The 21,678-nt window shown below is 56.7% G+C and carries 17 protein-coding genes; 11 read left to right on the forward strand and 6 right to left on the reverse strand.

Going from position 1 to position 21,678, the window contains the following annotated elements; translation table 11 throughout:
• Positions 1 to 60 precede the first annotated feature (60 nt).
• The 3 genes from tdh to ACR3E2_RS14430 all read right to left on the reverse strand — a co-directional run bounded on the left by tdh (position 61) and on the right by ACR3E2_RS14430 (position 2,962).
• Positions 61 to 1,089, reverse strand: coding sequence for an L-threonine 3-dehydrogenase (tdh, locus tag ACR3E2_RS14420; RefSeq protein ID WP_209507272.1), 1,029 nt, complete (start codon positions 1,087 to 1,089; stop codon positions 61 to 63).
• A 14-nt stretch (positions 1,090 to 1,103) separates the two neighbouring features.
• Positions 1,104 to 2,288: a glycine C-acetyltransferase gene (locus ACR3E2_RS14425; protein WP_480483939.1), complete on the reverse strand. Its 1,185-nt coding sequence runs from the start codon at positions 2,286 to 2,288 to the stop codon at positions 1,104 to 1,106.
• A gap of 110 nt (positions 2,289 to 2,398) precedes the next feature.
• Positions 2,399 to 2,962, reverse strand: coding sequence for a helix-turn-helix domain-containing protein (locus tag ACR3E2_RS14430; protein ID WP_480483940.1), 564 nt, complete (start codon positions 2,960 to 2,962; stop codon positions 2,399 to 2,401).
• Positions 2,963 to 3,078: 116 nt separating this feature from the next.
• Here ACR3E2_RS14430 and ACR3E2_RS14435 point away from each other — a divergent pair, with 116 nt between their 5' ends.
• Entirely contained in the window at positions 3,079 to 4,254 is a 1,176-nt protein-coding gene (locus ACR3E2_RS14435) for an acetyl-CoA C-acyltransferase family protein (RefSeq protein ID WP_480483941.1), read from the forward strand.
• Between the two features lie 96 nt (positions 4,255 to 4,350).
• On the opposite strand, the gene ubiB is transcribed toward ACR3E2_RS14435, so the two are convergent.
• Together ubiB and ubiE are read right to left on the reverse strand one after the other, a co-directional pair.
• On the reverse strand, positions 4,351 to 5,880 hold the full coding sequence (gene ubiB, locus ACR3E2_RS14440) for a 2-polyprenylphenol 6-hydroxylase (protein ID WP_480483942.1): 1,530 nt from the start codon (positions 5,878 to 5,880) through the stop codon (positions 4,351 to 4,353).
• A gap of 3 nt (positions 5,881 to 5,883) precedes the next feature.
• Positions 5,884 to 6,636 carry a bifunctional demethylmenaquinone methyltransferase/2-methoxy-6-polyprenyl-1,4-benzoquinol methylase UbiE gene (gene ubiE, locus ACR3E2_RS14445; protein ID WP_480474807.1) on the reverse strand — a complete coding sequence of 251 codons (753 nt, stop codon included), beginning with the start codon at positions 6,634 to 6,636 and terminating at the stop codon, positions 5,884 to 5,886.
• Between the two features lie 86 nt (positions 6,637 to 6,722).
• Here ubiE and mutM point away from each other — a divergent pair, with 86 nt between their 5' ends.
• The 6 genes from mutM (at position 6,723) to recF (ending at position 13,350) form a co-directional block, all read left to right on the forward strand.
• Positions 6,723 to 7,574, forward strand: coding sequence for a bifunctional DNA-formamidopyrimidine glycosylase/DNA-(apurinic or apyrimidinic site) lyase (gene mutM, locus ACR3E2_RS14450; RefSeq protein ID WP_480483943.1), 852 nt, complete (start codon positions 6,723 to 6,725; stop codon positions 7,572 to 7,574).
• Positions 7,575 to 7,640: 66 nt separating this feature from the next.
• The gene (locus ACR3E2_RS14455; protein ID WP_267363125.1) at positions 7,641 to 8,417 is read left to right on the forward strand and encodes an enoyl-CoA hydratase; all 777 of its coding nucleotides are present in this window, start codon (positions 7,641 to 7,643) and stop codon (positions 8,415 to 8,417) included.
• 225 nt (positions 8,418 to 8,642) lie between these two features.
• Positions 8,643 to 8,906: a 30S ribosomal protein S20 gene (gene rpsT / locus ACR3E2_RS14460; protein WP_039541017.1), complete on the forward strand. Its 264-nt coding sequence runs from the start codon at positions 8,643 to 8,645 to the stop codon at positions 8,904 to 8,906.
• Between the two features lie 555 nt (positions 8,907 to 9,461).
• Positions 9,462 to 10,847 carry a chromosomal replication initiator protein DnaA gene (gene dnaA / locus ACR3E2_RS14465; protein ID WP_480483944.1) on the forward strand — a complete coding sequence of 462 codons (1,386 nt, stop codon included), beginning with the start codon at positions 9,462 to 9,464 and terminating at the stop codon, positions 10,845 to 10,847.
• 224 nt (positions 10,848 to 11,071) lie between these two features.
• Positions 11,072 to 12,193: a DNA polymerase III subunit beta gene (gene dnaN / locus ACR3E2_RS14470; protein WP_480483945.1), complete on the forward strand. Its 1,122-nt coding sequence runs from the start codon at positions 11,072 to 11,074 to the stop codon at positions 12,191 to 12,193.
• A gap of 59 nt (positions 12,194 to 12,252) precedes the next feature.
• Positions 12,253 to 13,350: a DNA replication/repair protein RecF gene (recF, locus tag ACR3E2_RS14475; protein ID WP_480483966.1), complete on the forward strand. Its 1,098-nt coding sequence runs from the start codon at positions 12,253 to 12,255 to the stop codon at positions 13,348 to 13,350.
• A 14-nt stretch (positions 13,351 to 13,364) separates the two neighbouring features.
• On the opposite strand, the gene ACR3E2_RS14480 is transcribed toward recF, so the two are convergent.
• Entirely contained in the window at positions 13,365 to 13,913 is a 549-nt protein-coding gene (locus tag ACR3E2_RS14480) for a carboxymuconolactone decarboxylase family protein (protein ID WP_480483946.1), read from the reverse strand.
• A gap of 100 nt (positions 13,914 to 14,013) precedes the next feature.
• Here ACR3E2_RS14480 and ACR3E2_RS14485 point away from each other — a divergent pair, with 100 nt between their 5' ends.
• From ACR3E2_RS14485 to ACR3E2_RS14500, 4 genes are all read left to right on the forward strand, one after another.
• On the forward strand, positions 14,014 to 14,586 hold the full coding sequence (locus ACR3E2_RS14485) for a TetR/AcrR family transcriptional regulator (RefSeq protein ID WP_480483947.1): 573 nt from the start codon (positions 14,014 to 14,016) through the stop codon (positions 14,584 to 14,586).
• Positions 14,587 to 14,700: 114 nt separating this feature from the next.
• Complete coding sequence (gene gyrB, locus ACR3E2_RS14490) at positions 14,701 to 17,118, forward strand: DNA topoisomerase (ATP-hydrolyzing) subunit B (RefSeq protein ID WP_480483948.1); 2,418 nt, start codon at positions 14,701 to 14,703, stop codon at positions 17,116 to 17,118.
• A 227-nt stretch (positions 17,119 to 17,345) separates the two neighbouring features.
• On the forward strand, positions 17,346 to 18,662 hold the full coding sequence (locus ACR3E2_RS14495) for a serine hydrolase domain-containing protein (protein WP_480483949.1): 1,317 nt from the start codon (positions 17,346 to 17,348) through the stop codon (positions 18,660 to 18,662).
• Positions 18,663 to 18,865: 203 nt separating this feature from the next.
• Positions 18,866 to 21,658: a bifunctional aconitate hydratase 2/2-methylisocitrate dehydratase gene (locus ACR3E2_RS14500; RefSeq protein WP_480483950.1), complete on the forward strand. Its 2,793-nt coding sequence runs from the start codon at positions 18,866 to 18,868 to the stop codon at positions 21,656 to 21,658.
• Positions 21,659 to 21,678 lie beyond the last annotated feature (20 nt).

The following is a 21,678-nucleotide window of genomic DNA, read 5'->3' on the forward strand; positions in this document are numbered from 1 at the left end:
TGCCTCCCTTGTGCGATCCTTGCACCTGTCTAGGCGTTGAGTTCGTAACTTTCCAGCGGGTTAGGTCCAGTCAAGGACAACCTTGCCAGAGAGGCCGGATTTCATCGCGGCGAAACCATCCGAGAAATCATCAACCGCAAAGCGATGCGTGATCACGCGGGACACATCCAAACCGTTTTGCAGCATGGCGATCATCTTGTACCAGGTCTCGAACATCTCGCGACCATAGACGCCCTTGATTGTGATCGCCTTGAAAACGATGCGCGACCAGTCGACCGGAGATTTCCCCGGCGGTATCCCCAGCAAGGCGATTTTCCCACCCATCACAAGCGCTTCGACCATCTGGTCCAGCGCGGCTTGTGAGCCGGACATTTCAAGCCCCACATCAAAGCCTTCTTTCATTCCAAGCTGTGCGATGATGTCGTGCAAATCTTGTTTGGAAACATCAACGGTCCGCACCGACGGCACCACATGTTCAGCCAGTTTCAATCGTTCAGCGTTAATGTCCGTAATCACAACATTGCGGGCACCTGCATGGCGGGCAACGGCGGCCGCCATGATGCCGATGGGTCCTGCGCCGGTGATCAGGACGTCCTCGCCCAGAAGGTCAAAGCTTAGCGCGGTGTGTACAGCATTGCCCAGCGGATCAAGGATTGCCCCGATCTCATCCGGGATATCGTCCGGCAGGGGAACAACGTTGAAAGCAGGCAGTTTCAGGTATTGCGCAAACGCGCCCTGTTCGTTCACCCCGATCCCGCGCGTGCCGGGGTCGAGGTGAAACTTGCCGGCTCGGCTTTGACGGCTTTCAGTGCCGATCAGATGCCCTTCGCCGGAACAGCGCTGCCCAACATCCAGACCGGTGACGTTGCGCCCAATCTCGACGATTTCCCCGGCGAACTCATGACCAGTGATCATCGGAACCGGAACGGTGTGAGAGGCCCACTCATCCCAGTTCCAGATGTGAATGTCGGTACCGCAAATTCCGGTCTTGTTGATCTTGATCAGTACCTCATCAGGCCCGATTTCAGGGACCGGGGCCTGTACCATCCACAACCCTTCTTCAGGTTTCGACTTTTCCAGCGCTTTCATCGTGTTGGGTCGCATCAGATCACCCCCAGTTCCTTGCCAACCTTGCCAAAGGCCGCCAGCGCGCGGTCCAGTTCGTCTCGTGTCAGGGCGGCGTTCATCTGCGTTCTGATCCGCGCCTGTCCGCGGGGAACAACAGGAAAGAAGAAGCCCGAGACATACACGCCCTCGTCAAACAGCTTGGCGGCCATCTCTTGTGCCAGCGTTGCATCGCCCAGCATGACAGGGATAATCGGATGTTCACCGGGCAAAAGGTCAAAGCCAAGCTTTTCCAGACCGGCACGCCAGTACTTTGCGTTTCCGAATAACTGCGCGCGTAGAATGTCGCCTTCTTCGACCAGGCGGATTGCCTCAAGTCCTGCGGCGACGATGGATGGCGGCAGCGAGTTCGAGAACAGATAGGGCCGCGCCCGCTGCCGCAGCAGGTCGATCACTGGCTGCGGCCCGGCGATGTAGCCGCCGATTGCCCCCCCAAGTGCCTTGCCCAAAGTTCCTGTCAGAATGTCGACATCAACACCAAAGTGATCCGGTGTTCCGGCGCCGCGCGGGCCCATGAAGCCGGTTGCATGGCAATCATCGACCATGACGATGGCATCGTATTTATCAGCCAGTTCGCGAATTTTCGGCAAGTTGGCCAAATAGCCATCCATCGAGAACACGCCATCGGTTGCGATCATGATATGACGCGCGCCATCCTCGCGCGCCTGCTTCAGCCACGCTTCCAGGTCGTTCATGTCATTGTTCAGATAGCGATAGCGCTTGGCCTTGCACAGCCGCACCCCGTCAATGATAGAGGCGTGGTTCAGACTGTCCGAAATGATGGCATCTTCAGGCCCCAGCAACGGTTCGAACAACCCGCCATTGGCATCAAAACAGGCCGCGAACAGGATCGCATCATCCTTGTTCAGGAATATCGCCAACCGCTGTTCCAGTTCACGGTGAATATCCTGCGTTCCGCAAATGAACCGGACCGAGGCCATGCCGAATCCTTTCGGACCCATCGCATTTGTTGCGGCCTCGATCAGCGCGGGGTGATCCGCAAGACCCAGATAGTTGTTGGCGCACAGGTTGATCACCCGTTTGCCGCCCACCGTAATCTCACCGCCCTGAGGCGAGGTGATCATTCGTTCGCGTTTATACAGCCCCTCGGATTCGATCTGTGCGAGTGTGTCCGTGATGTGGGACAGGAATGCATCTGCCATGGCGACCTCCGTTCAACTGAGTCGCACATCTAACATAGCGGATGAATTTCCCAAATAGGGGAATTTCAATATACAGGAAAATTTTCCGTGAAGGCGGAAATTTGCTGACGTCAGGCGTTCTTTACGATCAAAAACACCCGCGCTGGTTCTTTGGCTGAGATGGAATGCACGATATCCGCGGCATAGCGGGCGGTGTCCCCTTGGCTCAGATCCGACGCGGCACTGCCCGATTTAACTTTGACGGCGCCTTCCAGCACGGTCAGCTGCTCACGCGCGCCGCGCGCATGCGGCTGGCTGTTCAAGGCCCCGCCTTTGTCGAACTCGATATCATAAACCTCATGACCACCGGCCTCTTCCGGTGGGGACAGGATGCGAATGCGGCAGTTCTGCCCCATATTGTCGATGCTGGGCACTTCGGACGCGCGCAGCACCTCGATCTGATCACTGGCTTTTGATCCTTCCAGAAGACCGGCAAAATCCACCTGTAATGCACGGGTCAGGTTCCAGAGGGTCGAGATCGTCGGGCTGCTTTCACCGCGTTCGATCTGGCTTACCATGGACCTGGATACGCCGCTCAGGTTTGCGACTGCTTCCAGCGACAGTCCTTTGGCCCGGCGTGCTTCTTTCAGGCGAGCAGGCAAAAGGTTCAGGATATCGTCTGTGTTCTCCGTCATGACGGAATCCATGCGTGTTGGGACCCGGCTTGTCAATTCCATCCGTGACGGCACGTCCTATAGGACAGGATCATGCTGCATGTGCATACTGACGACGATTCCAAGAGGAGAAAGACATGACAGACATCGTATTGCTGGATGGTGCGCGCACCGCGATTGGAACTTTCGGTGGCGCGCTTGCGTCAACCGCCCCCATTGATCTGGCGACGGTGGTCACCGAAGCGGCCTTGGAACGGTCAGGGGTAGAAGGTGCGCAAATCGGGCATGTTGTGTTTGGCCACGTCATCAATACCGAGCCTCGGGACATGTACCTGTCGCGTGTTGCCGCGATGCAGGCCGGGATTCCGAACAGCACCCCTGCGATGAATGTAAACCGTCTGTGTGGCTCGGGCGCACAGGCGATCGTGTCGGCGATGCAGTCCTTGATGCTTGGCGATGCCGATTTCGCTGTGGCAGGTGGCGCAGAAAGCATGTCGCGCAGCCCTTACATTGTTCCACAGGCGCGCTGGGGCGCGAAAATGGGTGATGTCACTTCGCTGGACATGATGCTGGGTGCGTTGAACTGCCCCTTTGGCACAGGGCACATGGGTGTGACGGCCGAGAACGTTGCCGATGAACACCAGATCAGCCGTGAACAGATGGATGACTTCGCCCTGACCAGCCAGACCCGCGCGGCAGCCGCAATTGAAGCCGGATATTTCGAAAGCCAGATCGTGCCCGTTCAGGTGAAGGTTAAGCGCGACATGGTGGATTTCAAAGTTGATGAGCATCCCAAAGCGACAACCGCAGATGCGCTGGCCGGGTTGCGACCAGTGTTCAAGAAAGATGGGCGTGTGACGGCGGGCAATGCCTCGGGCATCAACGATGGCGCGGCGGCGATGGTGCTGGCAACGGCGGAAGCGGCGGAAAAGGCCGGGTTGAAGCCAAAAGCGCGCGTGATCGGATATGCACATGCTGGCGTGCGCCCCGAAGTCATGGGTATTGGCCCGGTACCGGCCGTGCAAAACCTGCTCAGGAAGACGGGTTTGTCGGCGGAAGACTTTGATGTGATCGAAAGCAACGAAGCATTTGCCGCGCAGGCGCTGGCAGTCAACCAGGAGCTTGGGTTGAATGCAGCGAAGGTGAACCCGAATGGAGGTGCGATTGCGCTGGGGCATCCTGTCGGTGCGACGGGCGCCATCATTACCATGAAGACGCTTTATGAGTTGGAGCGCACAGGCGGATCAAAAGGGTTGATCACCATGTGTATTGGTGGCGGTCAGGGGATCGCCATTGCCATCGAGCGGCTCTGATCCGGGTCTGGGCAAAGGGGGGCTGTCTGCCCCCCATCGCGCAAGGCGCGATTCCCCCCGAGGATATTTTTAGCCAGATGAACCTGCGGATCACAATCAGCCGAGTGTAGTGATCAACAGAACTATGGCTGCGCCGGCAACCGCACCGAGAGCGGCGGGTAGGATTTTTGGCAACAGACCCGAGTTTTCCGGTTCTTCTTTGTGCGTCTGTGCAATCAACGCGTTTTCGACCAATGTCGGCAGGCGCGGACCAAAGCGTGCCAGAACCATAGCGGTTTTGGCAAAGTCACGAAGCGCGGCGCGCGGGCCGATGGATTGTTTGATGTAATCTTCGACCACGGGGCGGGCAACTTCCCAGATATTGATGTGGTCGTCCAGTGACCGGGCAACGCCTTCAACCACGACCATCGTGCGCTGTAGAAGGATCAGCTCGGTTCGGGTTTCCATGCCAAAACGCTCTGTCACTTCGAACAGATAGCTTAGCAAACGGCCCATCGAAATATGCGAGGCATCCATACCGAAGATGGGCTCACCAACCGCACGCAGGGCGCGGGCGAATTCATCGACGTCCTGGTGTGCAGGAACGTAACCGGCTTCGAAATGCACTTCGGCTACGCGCTTGTAGTCGCGGCGGATGAAACCGAACAGAATCTCGGCGTAGACCCGGCGCGTGTATTCGTCGATATGGCCCATGATACCGTAATCATAAGCGATGATATCACCGTTGGCGGCGACCTTGAGGTTGCCCTGATGCATATCGGCGTGGAAATAGCCGTCGCGCAGGGCGTGAAGAAGGAACAGGCGCAGCACACGTTCAGCCAGATCGCGGCGATCGTGGCCAGCGGCGTCCAGTGCGTCATTTTCACCCAATGGAACACCGTCGGCCCAGCTGAGTGTCATCACGCGCCGTGCCGACAGTGACCACAATATAGGCGGCAGCCAGAACCCTTTGTCGTCTTTTGTGTTGGCCGCATATTCCGAGGCAGCAGCGCTTTCCAGACGCAGATCCAGTTCACCCCGTACAACGCCATCGAAATGTTCAATGACCTCCATCGGACGCAATCGGCGAGCACCGGGCGCAAACAAATCGACTATGCGAGCGGCGAAATAAAACGCGTCCACGTCCTTGCGAAATGCGCGCTCAATCCCTGGGCGCAGAACTTTGACGGCGACATCCTCGCCCGTGCTAACAAGTTTGGCTTTGTGGACCTGAGCAATGGACGCGGCTGCAATGGGTTCACTGAAATCGCAGAATATCTCGGCAACAGGCTGCCCCAGTTCCTTTTCCACTTCGGCCAAAGCCACGGCTTTCGAGAACGGCGGCAGCTTGTCCTGCAAAACACGAAGTTGCACAGCCAGTTCATCGCCTACTACATCCGGGCGTGTCGAAAGCACCTGACCAAACTTGATGTAGGCCGGGCCCAAAGCGGTGAGTGCACGTGTTGCAGGCGGCATTTCCGGGTCGCCCTTGTACCCCAGCCACCAAAACGGTTTGCCTAGAGCGTGGGCAAGAAACCGGATAGCCCTTGGCGCCTCGAACGCGTCGAGGACCACGTTCATGGCACCGGTGCGCTCAAGCGTTGCGCCTGTACGGATCAGGCGGATGAAGTTGTGGGGACCACGCATGCGTCAGATCTTCCAGCCGGAATGCAGCGCGGCGATACCCATGCTGAGATTGCGGTATTTGGCGTTTTCGAAGCCAGCAGTTCGGACCATGTTCAGGAAGGTTTCCTGATCGGGGAACTTGCGGATCGACTCCACCAGATACTGATAGCTGTCGTAATCATTCGCGATCAGCTTTCCCATGCGTGGAATGACATTGAAGCTGTAGAGGTCATAGAGCTTCTGCAGCCCGTCATTGGGAAGCTGACTGAACTCCAGTACCATCAGGCGGCCACCGGGTTTCAGCACGCGAAAGGCTTCGTTCAGGGCCTCTTGCGGGCGGGTCACGTTCCGGATGCCGAAAGAAATCGTGTAGACGTCAAAGGTGTTGTCCTCGAATGGCAGGGCCATGGCATCGCCCACCACCCAGTTCAGGCTATCGGCCATCTGGTCGGCTTCGGCGCGTTGCCGGCCTTCGACCAGCATAGGTTCTGTCAGATCAAGAACCGTGGCATGGCCATAGCCTGCACGTTTCAGAAAGCGAAAGGAAATGTCACCGGTTCCGCCTGCAACATCCAGCAAACGCTGACCGGGACGTGGTGCCAGCCAGTCCATCATCGCGTCTTTCCAGACCCGGTGGATACCCATCGACATGACGTCGTTCATCACGTCATATTTCGAGGCGACCGAGTTGAACACGCCCTGCACGCGCCCGGCCTTGTCAGCCTCGCGTACGGTTTCGAACCCGAAATGAGTGGTGTTGTCGCTGTTGTCGGACATAAGCCTTGCCGTTTGTCGAATTTCGCTTCTGTTATAGGGCTCTGGAAGCGGGGCACAATGCGGCCCTTTGGAATAGGAGCCCTGTAATGCCAGAATTGCCCGAGGTCGAGACAGTAAGACGGGGTCTTGCTCCCGCGATGGAGGGCATGGTGATAGAACGCGCCGATGTGAACCGCCCCGATCTGCGCTGGCCATTCCCCGAACGCATGGCAGAACGGCTGACCGGGCAGCGGGTGGATCGGTTAAGGCGGCGATCGAAATACATCCTGGCCGATCTCAGCAGTGGCGAGACCTTGTTGATACATCTGGGGATGTCGGGGCGAATGACGGTGTCAGGGGACCCACTGAGTCATTTCCTGCGCGAACATCCTGCCGCTGAGAAACATGACCATGTTGTTATTCACATGGCCAACGGGGCGCGTATCACCTTTAACGACCCACGCCGGTTCGGGGCGATGGACCTACTGCCCACAGCCACGGCCGAAGATCACAAGCTTCTGGCGGTTCTGGGACCAGAGCCCTTGGGTAATGATTTCCATGAGCAACACCTGATTGAAGCATTCAAAGGCAGGAATACCCCTGTCAAATCAGCTCTGCTGGATCAGGGAATCGTTGCCGGATTGGGGAATATCTATGTTTGCGAGGCACTTTATCGCGGCAAGGTGTCGCCACGTCGCAAAGCAGGGCAAATATCTGCGGCACGTGTCGCATCGCTGGTTCCCATCATTCGGAGGGTGTTGCAGGACGCGATCGAAGCAGGCGGATCATCCCTGCGGGATTTCCGCCAAGCTGATGGAGAACTTGGATATTTTCAGCACAGCTTTGATGTCTACGGTCGCGAAGGAAAGCCCTGCCGCACCGAAGGTTGCACTGGTCTGATCCAGAGAATCACCCAGTCCGGTCGCTCATCCTTCTACTGTGCGCAATGCCAAAGATAGCTTGATCCAGAGAATTCGCGTGGTAAGGACTCGTAACTGAACGGAACAACCGGAAGCTTTTTTCTCATGGCTTTTGAGACGATCATCGTCGAAATCGAAGACCACGTCGCCTTAATCAAACTCGACAGACCGGATGCGTTGAATGCGCTGAACTCCCAGTTGCTGGGTGAGTTGTGTACCGCGCTGGAAGAGGCGGACAGCAACGACAAGGTGCGTTGCATCGTCATCACCGGATCGGACAAGGCCTTTGCCGCAGGCGCGGACATCAGGGAAATGTCCGAGATGAGCTTTGTCGATGTCTACACCACCAACCTTTTTGCTGATGCAAACAACCGGGTTTTGGCGATTCGCAAACCGATCATCGCCGCGGTTGCGGGCTATGCTCTGGGTGGGGGATGCGAGTTGGCAATGCTTTGCGATTTCATCATTGCGGCGGACACTGCAAAATTCGGCCAGCCTGAAATCAACCTTGGCGTCATAGCCGGGTTGGGCGGCACCCAGCGTTTGACGCGCTTTGTCGGCAAGTCCAAGGCGATGGACATGAACCTGACTGGTCGGTTTATGGACGCGGACGAAGCCGAGCGCGCTGGTTTGGTCAGCCGGGTCGTACCGGCCAAGAAGCTGATCGAGGAAGCCGTCGGTGCGGCGCAAAAAATAGCCGAGAAATCGGCACTGACGGCAGCGGCGGCAAAAGAAGCGGTCAATCGCAGTTACGAGCTTCCGCTGAGTGAAGGAATGCTGTTTGAGCGTCGCGTCTTCCATTCCATGTTTGCCACCGAGGACCAGAAAGAGGGCATGGCGGCGTTTCTTGAAAAGCGGGCTGCGCAGTTTCGCGACAAGTAAAACGCAAGAGACTAATGAAAGGCGGGCTATGCCCGCCTTTTCTTTACCCGATTTGTGAGCCCCAAGAATCGGCTTGGCAATCCTTGAAATGTTCGGTATTGAGCGCCGCAATACATGCGCGTGCGGCCCGCTTGGCCCGACTCACACTCGTGATTTCTGATCCGGTGCGGATATATCCGTGGCGCGCAACCCTTGATAACCGTACCGAACGAAGGTCAGAGACACATGGCAAATTCGCCCCAGGCAAAGAAACGCGCCCGTCAGAACGAAAAGCGTTTCGCTGTTAACAAAGCGCGTCGTTCGCGCATCCGCACCTATCTGCGTAAAGTCGAAGAAGCGATTGCATCCGGTGACAAAGATGCGGCAACCGCAGCACTGCGCGCCGCCCAGCCTGAGCTGATGCGCGGCGTCACCAAAGGCGTGTTCCACAAGAACACTGCCGCGCGTAAAATGTCGCGCCTGTCGGCCCGGGTCAAAGCTCTGGGCTAAAGCCTGAGGGTTACCTTAGGTCAAGTCAGCAAGGCTGAACTAATGTCAAAGGCGCTGCGCATTGCGGCGCCTTTTTTCGTGTTGCCGGAATACCGCGCCTTCACGAAACCGAGAGATTCTTTCGACCAAAGACCCGAGTCAATATCAGAGTTTCGTTGCCGCGCCCCATTTCAAGTTGCTACCACTGATGTCAGCGATTCACTCGCTTGGGGGGACAGGCTGTTTACTCGATCGGACTGACGGGCATCAGATCGATCAGGAAACATTCGTCGACGACTGGCGCAAGCTGGGCTGCCGATTTGCCGCGAAGTCCGGGTTATCCGGGATTCTCGGCCCTGTCTGAAAATTGAGATTGTGACGTGCAGCCCGAGTTTCGGGACGCTCATTTATTGTTGAGCGTCGAAAATCCGGGTGCACCGAACTTTCAGGGGCAATCCCGCCAAACCATTGGGTTTGGCGATAGGTTCCCTTTGGGCGTGTGAATACAAGACCGGGCAACCGGCTTCGTATGATAAGGCCGACAGGCCAATAAGAATGGGATGCGTGAGGCGCTGAATGACACAAGAGAAATGGGGACTACTGCGTAACAAATTGCTGAAGGCTGTCGGTCGGAATAATTTCACCACATGGATCGAGCCTCTGGAATTTAAAGAGCTGCAGGATGGTGTGGCGGTTTTTTCCGTGCCAACGAACTTTATGGGGAACTACGTCAGCCAGAATTTTGCGGACCTCATCTTGTACGAGCTGAATACGGCTGGGGAAACCGTTCAGCGTCTGGACTTCCGTGTTGCTGCCAACTCGCCCGCGCGTCCCAAGCCCGCAGCCAAGGTGGTCACCGAAACTCAGCCAGAGCCGGTACCCTTAGCGGCGACGGATAGTGCGCAGAACGCTTTGGAGTCGTTGCAGGCCGCACCGCTGGATTCGCGTTTCACCTTTGATAGTTTTGTGGTGGGTAAACCCAACGAGCTGGCCCATGCTGCCGCGCGCCGTGTGTCCGAAGGCGGCCCGGTAACATTCAACCCGCTTGTTCTGTATGGTGGAGTGGGTCTGGGTAAGACCCACCTGATGCACGCAATTGCCTGGGAGCTGAAAACCAAGCATCCGGAACTGAATGTCCTGTACCTGTCAGCCGAACAGTTCATGTATCGCTTCGTGCAGGCTCTGCGGGAACGCCGGATGATGGATTTCAAACATTTGTTCCGTTCGGTCGATGTGCTGATGGTCGATGACGTACAGTTCATTGCCGGAAAGGATTCTACTCAGGAAGAGTTTTTTCATACGTTCAATGCGCTGGTGGATCAGAACAAGCAGATCATCATCTCGGCCGACCGCGCCCCGGGCGAAATCAAGGATCTGGAAGATCGTGTAAAGTCCCGCCTTCAATGTGGTCTGGTCGTTGACCTGCATCCGACCGACTATGAATTGCGTCTGGGCATTCTTCAGAACAAGGTCCAGCAATATAGCAGTTCCTATCCCGACCTGACGATTGCAGATGGCGTCCTTGAATTTTTGGCTCATCGTATCTCGACCAATGTCCGCGTGCTGGAAGGTGCTCTGACACGTCTGTTTGCCTTTGCCTCGTTGGTTGGACGCGAGATCGACATGGAGTTGACGCAGGATTGTCTGGCAGATGTCCTGCGCGCATCCGAGCGTAAGATCACGGTTGAGGAGATTCAGCGGAAAGTATCCGAATACTACAACATCCGCATGTCCGATATCATCGGTCCCAAGCGCCTGCGATCCTACGCGCGCCCCCGTCAGGTGGCGATGTATCTGTGCAAGCAGCTGACCAGCCGGTCGCTGCCAGAGATCGGTCGTCGGTTCGGCGGGCGCGACCACACCACGGTCATGCATGGCGTCAAGCGCATTGAAGAGCTGAAACTGACCGATGGTCAGATCGCTGAAGACGTGGAAATGCTGCGCCGTTCTCTCGAAGCCTGAACCGGGCCAGTAGTGCTAAGGAACGCTCCGGACTTCTGTGCCGGGGCGTTTTTTGTGCGTAAGAATCCACGGTTGCACCAGAACTGAGGCGTGTGGGGCACGCCGCACTTGACGGTTGGTGCATTCCAACCCAGAAATCCGTAAAAAATCCTTGTGCCTCGGGGTGGAACCGCTAACGTGCCAGTCCCGCCCATGTCGGTACGCAAGTCAGAGGAATTGAGGGTATGAAGATCAGCATTGAACGCGGCACCCTTCTTAAAGCCGTTTCGCAGGCCCAGTCCGTTGTAGAACGTCGCAATACCATTCCTATACTTGCCAATGTCCTGATCGAGGCCGAAGGCGATCAGGTCCAGTTCCGTGCCACCGATCTGGATATCGAAGTGGTCGATAAGGCACCCGCACAGGTCGAAAAGGCGGGCGCGACGACCGTCGCGGCAACAACCCTGCATGAGATTGTGCGCAAACTGCCGGACGGTGCGCTGGTGACATTGACTGCTGACAGCGCCGCAGGACGGCTGACAGTTGAAGCGGGTCGGTCGAATTTTTCGCTGGCGACACTGCCAAAAGAAGATTTTCCGGTGATGGCGTCCTCGGAATATCAATCGAATTTCAGCGCGTCGGCAGCATTGCTGCGCCGGTTGTTCGACAAGTCCAAATTCGCCATCTCGACCGAAGAGACCCGGTACTATCTGAACGGTGTGTACATGCATGTGGCGGATGGGTCCGAGGGTGGAAAAGTGTTGCGTTGTGTGGCCACCGATGGCCACCGGCTAGCGAGAATTGACGCAGATTTGCCGGATGGCGCGGCGGATATGCCGGGCGTGATCGTGCCTCGCAAAACAGTGGGCGAGTTGCGCAAGCTGTTGGATGACGACGAGATGGATATCGCCGTTTCGGTCAGTGAAACCAAGGTACGCTTTGCCACGCCGGATATCACGCTGACGTCGAAGGTTATTGACGGCACCTTCCCCGACTACACACGTGTTATCCCACAAGGAAATACCCGCAAGCTTGAAGTGGATGCTGCTGAATTCGCGCAGGCCGTAGATCGCGTGGCGACTGTTTCGTCGGAACGGTCGCGGGCAGTGAAGTTGCAATTGGAAGGCGACAAGCTGATCTTGTCGGTGAATGCTCCTGACAGCGGCGCGGCCGAGGAGGAATTGGCCGTCGCTTACGGGGATGAGCGGTTGGAGATCGGTTTCAACGCCAAATACCTGTTGGAGATTGCGTCTCAGGTGGATCGTGAGAATGCAGTTTTCCTGTTCAACTCGGCTGGTGACCCGACATTGATGCGTGAAGGCAACGACCTGAGCGCTGTATACGTCGTCATGCCGATGCGCGTCTGATCGCGCGGACGCGCGATGCCTCCGGCGGGAGTATTTTTGAAAAGATGAAGGGAGGGGTCATGGGATTGGCCCTGACCGAGCTAACGGTCTCGCATTTTCGATCTCATAAGCTGGCGCGGTTGACTCTGGACGGCCGGCCGGTTGCCATTCACGGGCCGAACGGGGCCGGGAAGACCAATATTCTTGAAGCGGTGTCGTTGTTTTCGCCCGGTCGCGGGATGCGGCGGGCGAGCGCGGCCGTGATGACCCGTCGGCCCGAGGCGTTGGGTTGGAAACTGTCCGGGTTGCTGGACGCTCAGGGGCAGCGGTTTGAAATTGAAACCTGGTCCGAGGGCGGCGCAGCGCGACAGGTGAGAATTGATGGCAAGTCGGCGACCCAGATCGATCTGGGGAAACTTGCGCGGGTTGTCTGGCTGACCCCGTCCATGGACCGACTGTGGATTGAAGGGGCTGAGGGACGCCGTCGGTTTCTGGACCGTATCGCGCTGAGTTTTGACCCGGCCCACGCCGAAACATCGCTGATTTATGAAAAAGCGATGCGCGAACGTAACCGTCTGCTGAAAGAGCAGATCAGGGACGCGCATTGGTACGCCGCGCTTGAAGGGCAGTTGGCCGAGACGGGGCACCGCATCCATACCGCGCGGTTGAGGTCGCTGGATCTTCTACGGGCGGCGCAGGACCGGGCGGAAACGGTCTTTCCTTCGGCCGAACTGGAGTTGGTGCAAACCGAAGGCGCAATGCCCGAGACAGCGGAAGATTTGCGAGACGCGTTGAGCGAGAGCCGGTTCAGGGATCTGGCAGCGGGCCGAACCCTGGTGGGGCCGCATCGGTCCGACCTGTACGGTGTGTTCGCGGCCAAGGGCGTGCCGGCACGGGAGTGTTCCACTGGTGAGCAGAAAGCGCTCTTGGTGTCGCTGATCCTGTCCAATGCGCGGGCGCTGGCGGCGATGCTGGGCGCACCTCCGATCGTTCTGCTGGATGAGGTGGCCGCGCATCTGGATGCTGGGCGGCGTGCAGCGCTTTATGACGAGATTTGCGCGCTGGGCGCTCAGGCCTGGATGACGGGTACCGGGCCTGAGCTGTTTGCGGAAATGGGCGACCGGGCCCAGACGCTGATCGTTACCGACAGCGATCAGGGCTCGGTCGTGACCGCTTAGGCCGGTTCGCTGACTTAGCGTTCCCACAGAAAGCCGCGCATAACCTCGTCCACCGGGGTTTTGGCCATGTGGTTGACGTAGTTCGACATGGTTTTCTGGGCCAGACCCAGCACGACATCCAGAACCGCGCGGTGTGAATAGCCCGCGTCAAAGAACGCCTGAAGCTGGTCTTCGGTCGGGTTGCCGCGGGTTTCCATCACTTGCAGGGTGAAGGTGCGCAGTGCTTCGAGTTTGGCTGAAGGCAACGGAGTTTCGTTACGCAGGGCGTCCGATATCTCGTCCGAGATCTTCATCATCTTGGCGATCCCGGTGTGGGCGGGCACGCAGTAGTGGCATTCGTTTTCCACATTGATGGTCTGCCAGACGACGGTTTTCTCATCATTGTCGAAATCAGTTTGCAGGAACAGGCCGTGCAGAACCTGATAGCCTTCCAGATGCTGAGGGCTTTCGGCCATGACCTTATGCAGGCCGGGCAAGCGACCAAAAGCGGCCTGAGACTTTTGCAGCAGCGGTTTGGACGCTTCAGGCGCGGTTTCGAGGTCGTGAGACGGGAAATTGGCCATGTCGGAACTCCTGTTTCTGGCGCGATGGGTCGTATTTAGGGTTTCTTGAGTGAACGCTCAAGTATATACTTGAGTGAACGTTCAAAAATTGGTAATGCTGATGCCCCGCAAACCCGCATACGATCGTGACGTGTTGATCGCGAAGGCGAAGGATATCTTCTGGCGTCAGGGCTGGGCTGGTACATCGCTGAAGGATCTGGAGCGGGAACTGAAGCTGAAGCCTGGCAGTTTTTATGCGGCGTTCGGGTCGAAAAATGCGCTCTATGCGCTGACGCTGGAGAGTTATACGCAAGAAGGTGTGGCGCGCTTAAAGGCCCTGGCAGAGAGACTGGGTCCGAAGGAGGCGCTGAAAGCGCAGCCCCGATTGGTGATCGAAGCGGTCGAGACCCCGGCAAAGGCCTGCATGTTGGCAAAGACATATGCCGAGTTGAAGGCGAAGGATCATGACCTTGCGGATCAGGCGGCGCATCACATGGCGGAAATGAAAGGCTGTTTCGCTGATCTGTTTCGCAGGGCTCAGGATGCCGGTGAAATCGGGGCGGGACATGATCCGGATCGTTTGGCGGCCAGGTATCAGTCAGACATTCTGGGGCTGCGCTTGTCCGCTGAACGCACAGACGTTGATGCGGCGCAAATTGCAGCGGATATCGCGTCTGATATCGATCGTTTGTGAGCCCCTCTCGGGGCGGCAAAAAACGATCCGGAAAACCACAAAATATTGGGGGATGGCGTGACAATCCCTACCAGAAAACGTATAAGTTACCAAAATAATATAGGTACTGACTGAATGTCCGAAGACGCACAGGCCCCTCAAGAATACGGCGCAGATTCTATCAAGGTTCTCAAAGGCTTGGAGGCAGTTCGCAAACGCCCCGGCATGTATATCGGGGACACGGATGATGGCTCGGGTCTGCACCATATGGTGTATGAGGTTGTCGACAACGGGATTGACGAGGCTCTGGCGGGTCATGCTGACCATGTGACGGTGAAAATTCACGCCGATTCCAGTGTTTCGGTCAGCGACAATGGGCGTGGTATTCCGGTGGACATCCACCCGGAAGAAGGCGTGTCGGCGGCCGAGGTCATCATGACCCAACTGCATGCCGGCGGAAAATTCGACAGCAACTCGTACAAGGTGTCAGGCGGCCTGCACGGTGTGGGTGTTTCCGTGGTGAACGCGCTTTCGGATTGGTTGGAACTGCGTGTCTGGCGCAATGGCAAAGAGCATGTCGCGCGGTTTGAAGGTGGCGAAACCGCTGAGCACCTGAAGGTTGTCGGTGAATGCGGAGACCGGACAGGAACAGAAGTGCGGTTTCTGGCTTCGACCGATACATTCTCGAACCTCGAATACTCATTCGAGACATTGGAAAAACGCCTGCGCGAACTGGCTTTCCTGAATTCGGGCGTGCGGATCATCCTGATTGACGAGCGTCCGGCGGAGCGGCTGGAAACCGAGTTGTTCTATGAAGGTGGGGTCAAGGAATTCGTCAAGTACCTCGACCGGTCCAAAACCCCCGCCATGTCCGAGCCGATCTATATCAAGGGCGAGCGCGACGATATCGGCGTGGAAATCGCAATGTGGTGGAATGACAGCTATCACGAATCTGTCCTGCCCTTTACCAACAATATACCTCAGCGCGATGGCGGTACCCATGTGGCGGGTTTCCGAGGTGCCCTGACCCGGACGATCAACAACTACGCGCAGTCCAGCGGGATCGCGAAAAAGGAAAAGGTCAGCTTTACCGGTGATGACGCGCGCGAAGGTCTGACCTGTGTGCTGTCAGTCAAAGTGCCTGATCCGAAATTCTCGTCACAGACGAAAGACAAGCTGGTCAGTTCCGAGGTTCGTCCGGCGGTCGAAGGTCTGATGAACGAAAAACTTGCCGAGTGGTTTGAAGAAAACCCGACCGAGGCCAAGGCGATCGTCGGCAAGATCATCGAGGCCGCGCTGGCACGCGAGGCCGCGCGAAAGGCGCGTGAACTGACCCGCCGCAAAACGGCGATGGATGTGAACTATCTGGCGGGCAAGCTGAAGGATTGTTCCGAAAAAGACCCCTCCAAAACCGAAGTCTTCCTTGTTGAGGGGGATTCAGCCGGAGGGTCGGCGCAAACGGGCCGTGACCGGCTGACTCAGGCGGTTCTGCCGCTGCGCGGTAAGATTCTGAACGTGGAACGCGCGCGGTTTGACCGGATGTTGTCCTCGCAAGAGATTGGCAATCTTGTCATGGCGCTGGGCACGGGTATTGGCCGCGATGAGTTCAACATCGAAAAGCTGCGTTACCACAAGATTGTCATCATGACTGACGCGGATGTGGACGGTGCGCACATCCGGACCCTGTTGCTGACGTTCTTCTACCGGCAAATGCCTGAACTGATCGAAGGTGGGTATCTCTATATTGCGCAACCGCCGCTTTATAAGGTTTCGCGCGGTAAATCAGAGGTTTATCTGAAAGATCAGGCGGCACTGGACGATTATCTCGTCAATCAGGGGATCGAGGGCGCCGTGCTGAAACTGGGTTCGGGTGAAGAGATCACCGGGCAGGACCTGGCCCGAGTGGTGGACGAAGCGCGCCAGTTGAAACGCGTTCTGGACGCCTTCCCGACGCACTACCCGCGCCACATTCTGGAACAGGCAGCCGTTGCCGGTGCCTTTGTGCCGGGTGCGGTGGACGCCGACCTGCAAGGGGTGGCTGACAAGGTTGCCGCCCGTCTTGATCTGATCGCGTTGGAGTATGAGCGTGGCTGGCAGGGCCGGATCACGCAGGATCACGGAATTCGCCTGGCCCGCATTCTGCGTGGTGTCGAAGAGGTTCGCACCTTGGACGGCCCGATGCTGCGGTCGGGGGAGGCCCGCAAAACAGGCAGCTTCACGCAAAGCCTGCAAGAGGTCTACAACACATCGGCCACGTTGATCCGCCGTGATCGTAGCCAATTGATCCACGGTCCGCTGGACCTGTTGCGCGCCATTCTGGAAGAAGGGGAAAAGGGCCTGTCCCTGCAGCGCTACAAAGGTCTGGGAGAGATGAACCCCGACCAGCTTTGGGAAACAACTTTGGACCCGGATGCACGCACGCTGCTTCAGGTGCGCGTAGACGATATGGTGGAAGCCGACGATCTGTTCACCAAGCTAATGGGTGATGTTGTCGAACCTCGTCGGGAATTTATCCAGAAAAACGCTTTGAGCGTCGAGAATCTGGATTTCTGACGGTGTAAAGACCAACGTGCTACCTGTTTGGGGCTGAAGTCGATCTGTGCAATTGCTGATCGAGCGATGTGCATCTTGGATGGCACTGGCCATGCTTCAGCGTGCGGGCTCTGACCTATCAGTCGACGTAACGAAACTGTGGTAAAGCCTGCTCGGTTGCTTCTAACCTTTGCCGGGCGAGGTAGCGGCAGGAATGGTTGCGGCGGATGTTCAGCAAAGTACTAAAAATGACCGGCAGTGCGGTGGTTCTGGGCGGGGTAGCTTTGATTGGCTACCTTTGGTTCGCACCCCCGGATCTTTTGAAGGTGGGAACCAACTACTCTGCCAAGATTGTCTGTTCGAACGTTTTCATTGCTGGACGGGATCCTGACGAAGTTCTGGCTGTGGACGTGCAAGCACCCGGCCACCCTCTGCTGGGGCAAATCTCAATAGAGGTGGATCGGGAAGCGCAGACTGTGAAAGCGCGGATCTTCCGGTTTTTTGCACCCGCGAGATCGCAGTTTCGTCAGGGGCTTGGCTGCACAAATGTTCATGAGGCTGATCTGAGCAACCAGACACTTTCCGCGCCTGATCCGCTGCCAGCAGGACTATGGCCAAACGGGAATGACGTTGCCTTGTCCCAAGACCCGAAGCTTCAGATTGTACTGTCGAATGACAGTTTGGTGGGCGAAGGATTTCGCGCAGTTGTGGTGGTTCGAAACGGGCGCATCATTGCTGAACGGTACGCAGCTGGGTTTGATGCGGATACCCCGTTACTGGGCTGGTCCATGACCAAGACAGTTACGGCCGGATTGATCGGCACCTTGATTGAAGCGGGTCAAATGAGATTGTCAGATACGTTTGTCGACAGCTTTCCCGATTGGGCCGACGACGCAAGGCGCAACATTACCGTGGCTGATATGCTGGCGATGACAAGCGGGCTGCAATGGGATGAAGAATACGGCGACGTTTCAGACGTAACACGCATGCTGTATCTTCGTGACGGTATGGCCGAATTTGCTGCCGGGCGCGTTGCTGAATCCAGTATTGGAACGGACTTCAACTATTCCTCGGGCACGTCCACGATGCTGTCTCGGGTTTGGCAGGACAAGTTGGGCGACGGTGGGCTGAGCTATCCGCACAACGCGCTATTTGCGCCGATTGGCATGACATCGGCGGTTATCGAGACGGATGTCAGCGATACCTTCATCGGGTCCAGTTATATGTATGCGACGGCGCGTGACTGGGCCCGGTACGGGCAGCTTTTGCTGCAAAAAGGGGTTTGGAAGGGCTCTCGGATATTACCAGAAGGTTATGTGAACTGGATGTTCGAGCCGGTTGATGCTTCGGATGGCAAATACGCCAAGGGCCACCTTTGGCTGGAAGCACCCGGAGATTTGCCACCTTTTGAAGATGCCGTCTGGTTGCAGGGGCATGATGGTCAGTCCATCGGTATTTTCCCCTCTCATGATATGGTGATTGTGCGATTGGGATTGACGCCGTCCCGGCTGGGTTACTCATCCTTGCCGCTGGCCAAGGAACTGATTTCCGCATCTGGAAGCTAGCGTGCCAGGGTGCAAAAACCTGTTGGCCGCGACAGACAGATCACGCCTGACTGGCAAGTATTTCGACAAATACATCCTCGATCAGGACACAGGGTCGCAGGAGAGTGTCTTGCAAGTTGTAGGCATTTAGTATACCGCGGCATACAAAATTAAGGCGCTGGTTTGTTACCCGCCAGCGCACCAGCTAAATGGTCGGAACCGTCATGAGCCTATATACAGAATACCTGAACGAGATTGAGACGCGCAAAGAGCAAGGTTTGCACCCCAAACCCATTGAAGACGGTGTGCTGCTTCAGGAAATCATCGAGCAAATCAAGGATGTTGAAAACGTTCACCGCGCCGAGTCTTTGACCTATTTCATCTATAACACGCTGCCGGGGACAACCAGCGCAGCTGGTGAAAAGGCACAGTTCCTGAAAGAGATCATATTGGGTGAAGCCTCGGTCGAAGAAATCTCGCAGGCCTTCGCGTTCGAGCTGCTGTCACATATGAAAGGCGGCCCCTCGGTCGAGGTTCTGCTGGATCTGGCGCTGGGCGATGATGCGTCGATCGCAAATCAGGCGGCAGAGGTGCTGAAAACGCAGGTGTTCCTGTACGATGCGGATACCCAGCGCCTCAAGTCTGCTTTTGAGGCCGGAAACGCGATCGCAAAGGACATTCTGGAAAGCTATGCCAAGGCCGAGTTCTTTACCCGGCTGCCTGACATTGAAGAGGAAATCAAGGTTGTGACCTATGTCGCGGCCGAAGGAGACATTTCCACCGACCTTCTGTCGCCCGGTAATCAGGCGCATTCTCGTGCGGATCGGGAACTGCATGGCAAATGCATGATCACACCGGCGGCACAGGCCGAGATTCAGGATTTGCAGAAACAACACCCGGACAAACGTGTCATGCTGGTCGCCGAAAAAGGGACCATGGGCGTCGGGTCGTCGCGCATGTCCGGCGTCAACAACGTCGCCTTGTGGACCGGAACGCAAGCCAGCCCTTATGTTCCCTTTGTGAACATCGCACCAGTTGTCGCGGGAACAAACGGAATCTCACCGATCTTTCTGACCACCGTTGGCGTGACCGGAGGTATCGGCATTGACCTGAAGAACTGGGTCAAAAAGCTGGATGACGACGGCAACCCGATTCTGAACAACGACGAAAGTCCTGTCCTTGAACAGAAATACTCGGTCGAAACCGGAACCGTTCTGACCATCAACACAAAGGACAAGAAGCTTTACAACGAAGCAGGCGATAAAGAGCTTGTCGATGTATCGTCGTCCTTCACGCCGCAAAAGGTCGAATTCATCAAGGCTGGCGGCTCTTACGCGATTGTCTTTGGGAAGAAGCTGCAGACATTTGCGGCAGAAACCCTTGGCGTTGCGCTGGAATCTGCATTTGCTCCGTCCAAGGAAATCTCGCACGAGGGTCAGGGCCTGACAGCTGTCGAGAAGATCTTCAACAAAAACGCGGTTGGCGTGGCTGACGGAAAGGTTCTGCACGCGGGTTCGGATGCTCGGGTTAAGGTCAATATCGTTGGGTCGCAAGACACCACTGGCCTGATGACCGCGCAGGAGCTGGAAGCTATGGCGGCGACCGTGATCTCGCCCATCGTTGATGGCGCATATCAGTCCGGGTGCCACACAGCGTCGGTTTGGGACGCAAAGGCGCAGGCGAACATTCCTAAACTGATGAAATTCATGAACAACTTTGGCCTGATCACTGCGCGTGATCCCAAGGGTGTTTACCATTCGATGACAGACGTAATCCACAAGGTGCTGAACGACATCACCGTGGACGACTGGGCCATCATCATTGGCGGCGACTCGCACACCCGCATGTCCAAGGGCGTAGCGTTTGGCGCGGATTCGGGCACCGTTGCGCTGGCGCTGGCCACCGGTGAAGCCACGATGCCGATCCCTGAATCGGTTAAGGTGACCTTCAAAGGCCAGATGGCAGGCCATATGGATTTCCGCGATGTGGTTCACGCCACCCAGTCGCAGATGTTAAAGACATTCGGTGACAATGTCTTCCAGGGCCGGATCATCGAAGTTCATATCGGCACCTTGCTGGCGGATCAGGCGTTTACCTTTACCGACTGGACGGCCGAGATGAAGGCCAAGGCGTCGATCTGTATTTCCGAAGATGACACGCTGATTGAATCTCTGGAAATCGCCAAAGGCCGCATCCAGATCATGATCGACAAGGGTATGGAAAACGAAGCCCAGACGCTGCAAGGTCTGATCGACAAGGCGAATGCGCGGATAGCGGAGATCAGGTCGGGTGAAAAGCCGGCCCTGAAACCCGATGAAAACGCCAAGTATTTTGCCGAGCTCGTCGTTGATCTGGATGAGATCGACGAACCGATGATAGCCGACCCGGATGTGAACAACGCTGACGTATCAAAGCGTTACACCCACGACACTATCCGCCCGGTTTCCTACTACAAGGGTGAAAAGAAGGTCGATCTGGGCTTTGTCGGGTCGTGCATGGTGCACAAAGGCGATCTGATTATCGTCTCGCAGATGCTTAAGAACCTTGAAGAGGAACAGGGCACTGTCGAATTCAAGGCCCCGCTGGTTGTCGCAGCACCGACCTACAACATCATCGATGAGCTGAAAGAAGAAGGCGAGTGGAGCATTCTTCAGAAATACTCGGGCTTTGAATTCGACGATCTGTTTCCGAAAAACAAGGCACGCACGGAATACGAAAATATCCTGTACCTTGAGCGGCCCGGCTGTAACCTTTGCATGGGGAACCAAGAAAAGGCTGCAAAAGGCGATACCGTTCTGGCGACATCCACGCGCCTGTTCCAGGGTCGTGTTGTTGAAGACTCGGATGAGAAAAAGGGTGAGTCCCTGCTTGCGTCGACACCGGTTGTCGTACTCTCGGCCATATTGGGCCGGACCCCAACCGCCGAGGAATACAAGTCGGCGGTAAAGGGGATCGACTTGACCAAGTTCGCGCCGCCGATGGAAAAGCCCGCGACCGCGAAATCGGCTCACTTCTGAAGACGTTTTGTAACTTGTAG

Source organism: Ruegeria sp. AL7 (assembly GCF_056536105.1).

What these genes read in the sequence shown, in the direction of transcription:
- tdh (WP_209507272.1), bottom strand. Translation starts at nt 1,089, where the DNA reads ATGAAAGCGCTGGAAAAGTCGAAACCTGAAGAAGGGTTGTGGATGGTA.
- dnaA (WP_480483944.1), top strand. Translation starts at nt 9,462, where the DNA reads ATGACACAAGAGAAATGGGGACTACTGCGTAACAAATTGCTGAAGGCT.
- recF (WP_480483966.1), top strand. Translation starts at nt 12,253, where the DNA reads ATGGGATTGGCCCTGACCGAGCTAACGGTCTCGCATTTTCGATCTCAT.
- gyrB (WP_480483948.1), top strand. Translation starts at nt 14,701, where the DNA reads ATGTCCGAAGACGCACAGGCCCCTCAAGAATACGGCGCAGATTCTATC.
- mutM (WP_480483943.1), top strand. Translation starts at nt 6,723, where the DNA reads ATGCCAGAATTGCCCGAGGTCGAGACAGTAAGACGGGGTCTTGCTCCC.
- ACR3E2_RS14430 (WP_480483940.1), bottom strand. Translation starts at nt 2,962, where the DNA reads ATGACGGAGAACACAGACGATATCCTGAACCTTTTGCCTGCTCGCCTG.
- ACR3E2_RS14435 (WP_480483941.1), top strand. Translation starts at nt 3,079, where the DNA reads ATGACAGACATCGTATTGCTGGATGGTGCGCGCACCGCGATTGGAACT.
- ACR3E2_RS14455 (WP_267363125.1), top strand. Translation starts at nt 7,641, where the DNA reads ATGGCTTTTGAGACGATCATCGTCGAAATCGAAGACCACGTCGCCTTA.
- ACR3E2_RS14425 (WP_480483939.1), bottom strand. Translation starts at nt 2,288, where the DNA reads ATGGCAGATGCATTCCTGTCCCACATCACGGACACACTCGCACAGATC.
- ACR3E2_RS14485 (WP_480483947.1), top strand. Translation starts at nt 14,014, where the DNA reads ATGCCCCGCAAACCCGCATACGATCGTGACGTGTTGATCGCGAAGGCG.
- ACR3E2_RS14480 (WP_480483946.1), bottom strand. Translation starts at nt 13,913, where the DNA reads ATGGCCAATTTCCCGTCTCACGACCTCGAAACCGCGCCTGAAGCGTCC.
- ubiE (WP_480474807.1), bottom strand. Translation starts at nt 6,636, where the DNA reads ATGTCCGACAACAGCGACAACACCACTCATTTCGGGTTCGAAACCGTA.
- dnaN (WP_480483945.1), top strand. Translation starts at nt 11,072, where the DNA reads ATGAAGATCAGCATTGAACGCGGCACCCTTCTTAAAGCCGTTTCGCAG.
- ACR3E2_RS14495 (WP_480483949.1), top strand. Translation starts at nt 17,346, where the DNA reads ATGACCGGCAGTGCGGTGGTTCTGGGCGGGGTAGCTTTGATTGGCTAC.
- rpsT (WP_039541017.1), top strand. Translation starts at nt 8,643, where the DNA reads ATGGCAAATTCGCCCCAGGCAAAGAAACGCGCCCGTCAGAACGAAAAG.
- ubiB (WP_480483942.1), bottom strand. Translation starts at nt 5,880, where the DNA reads ATGCGTGGTCCCCACAACTTCATCCGCCTGATCCGTACAGGCGCAACG.
- ACR3E2_RS14500 (WP_480483950.1), top strand. Translation starts at nt 18,866, where the DNA reads ATGAGCCTATATACAGAATACCTGAACGAGATTGAGACGCGCAAAGAG.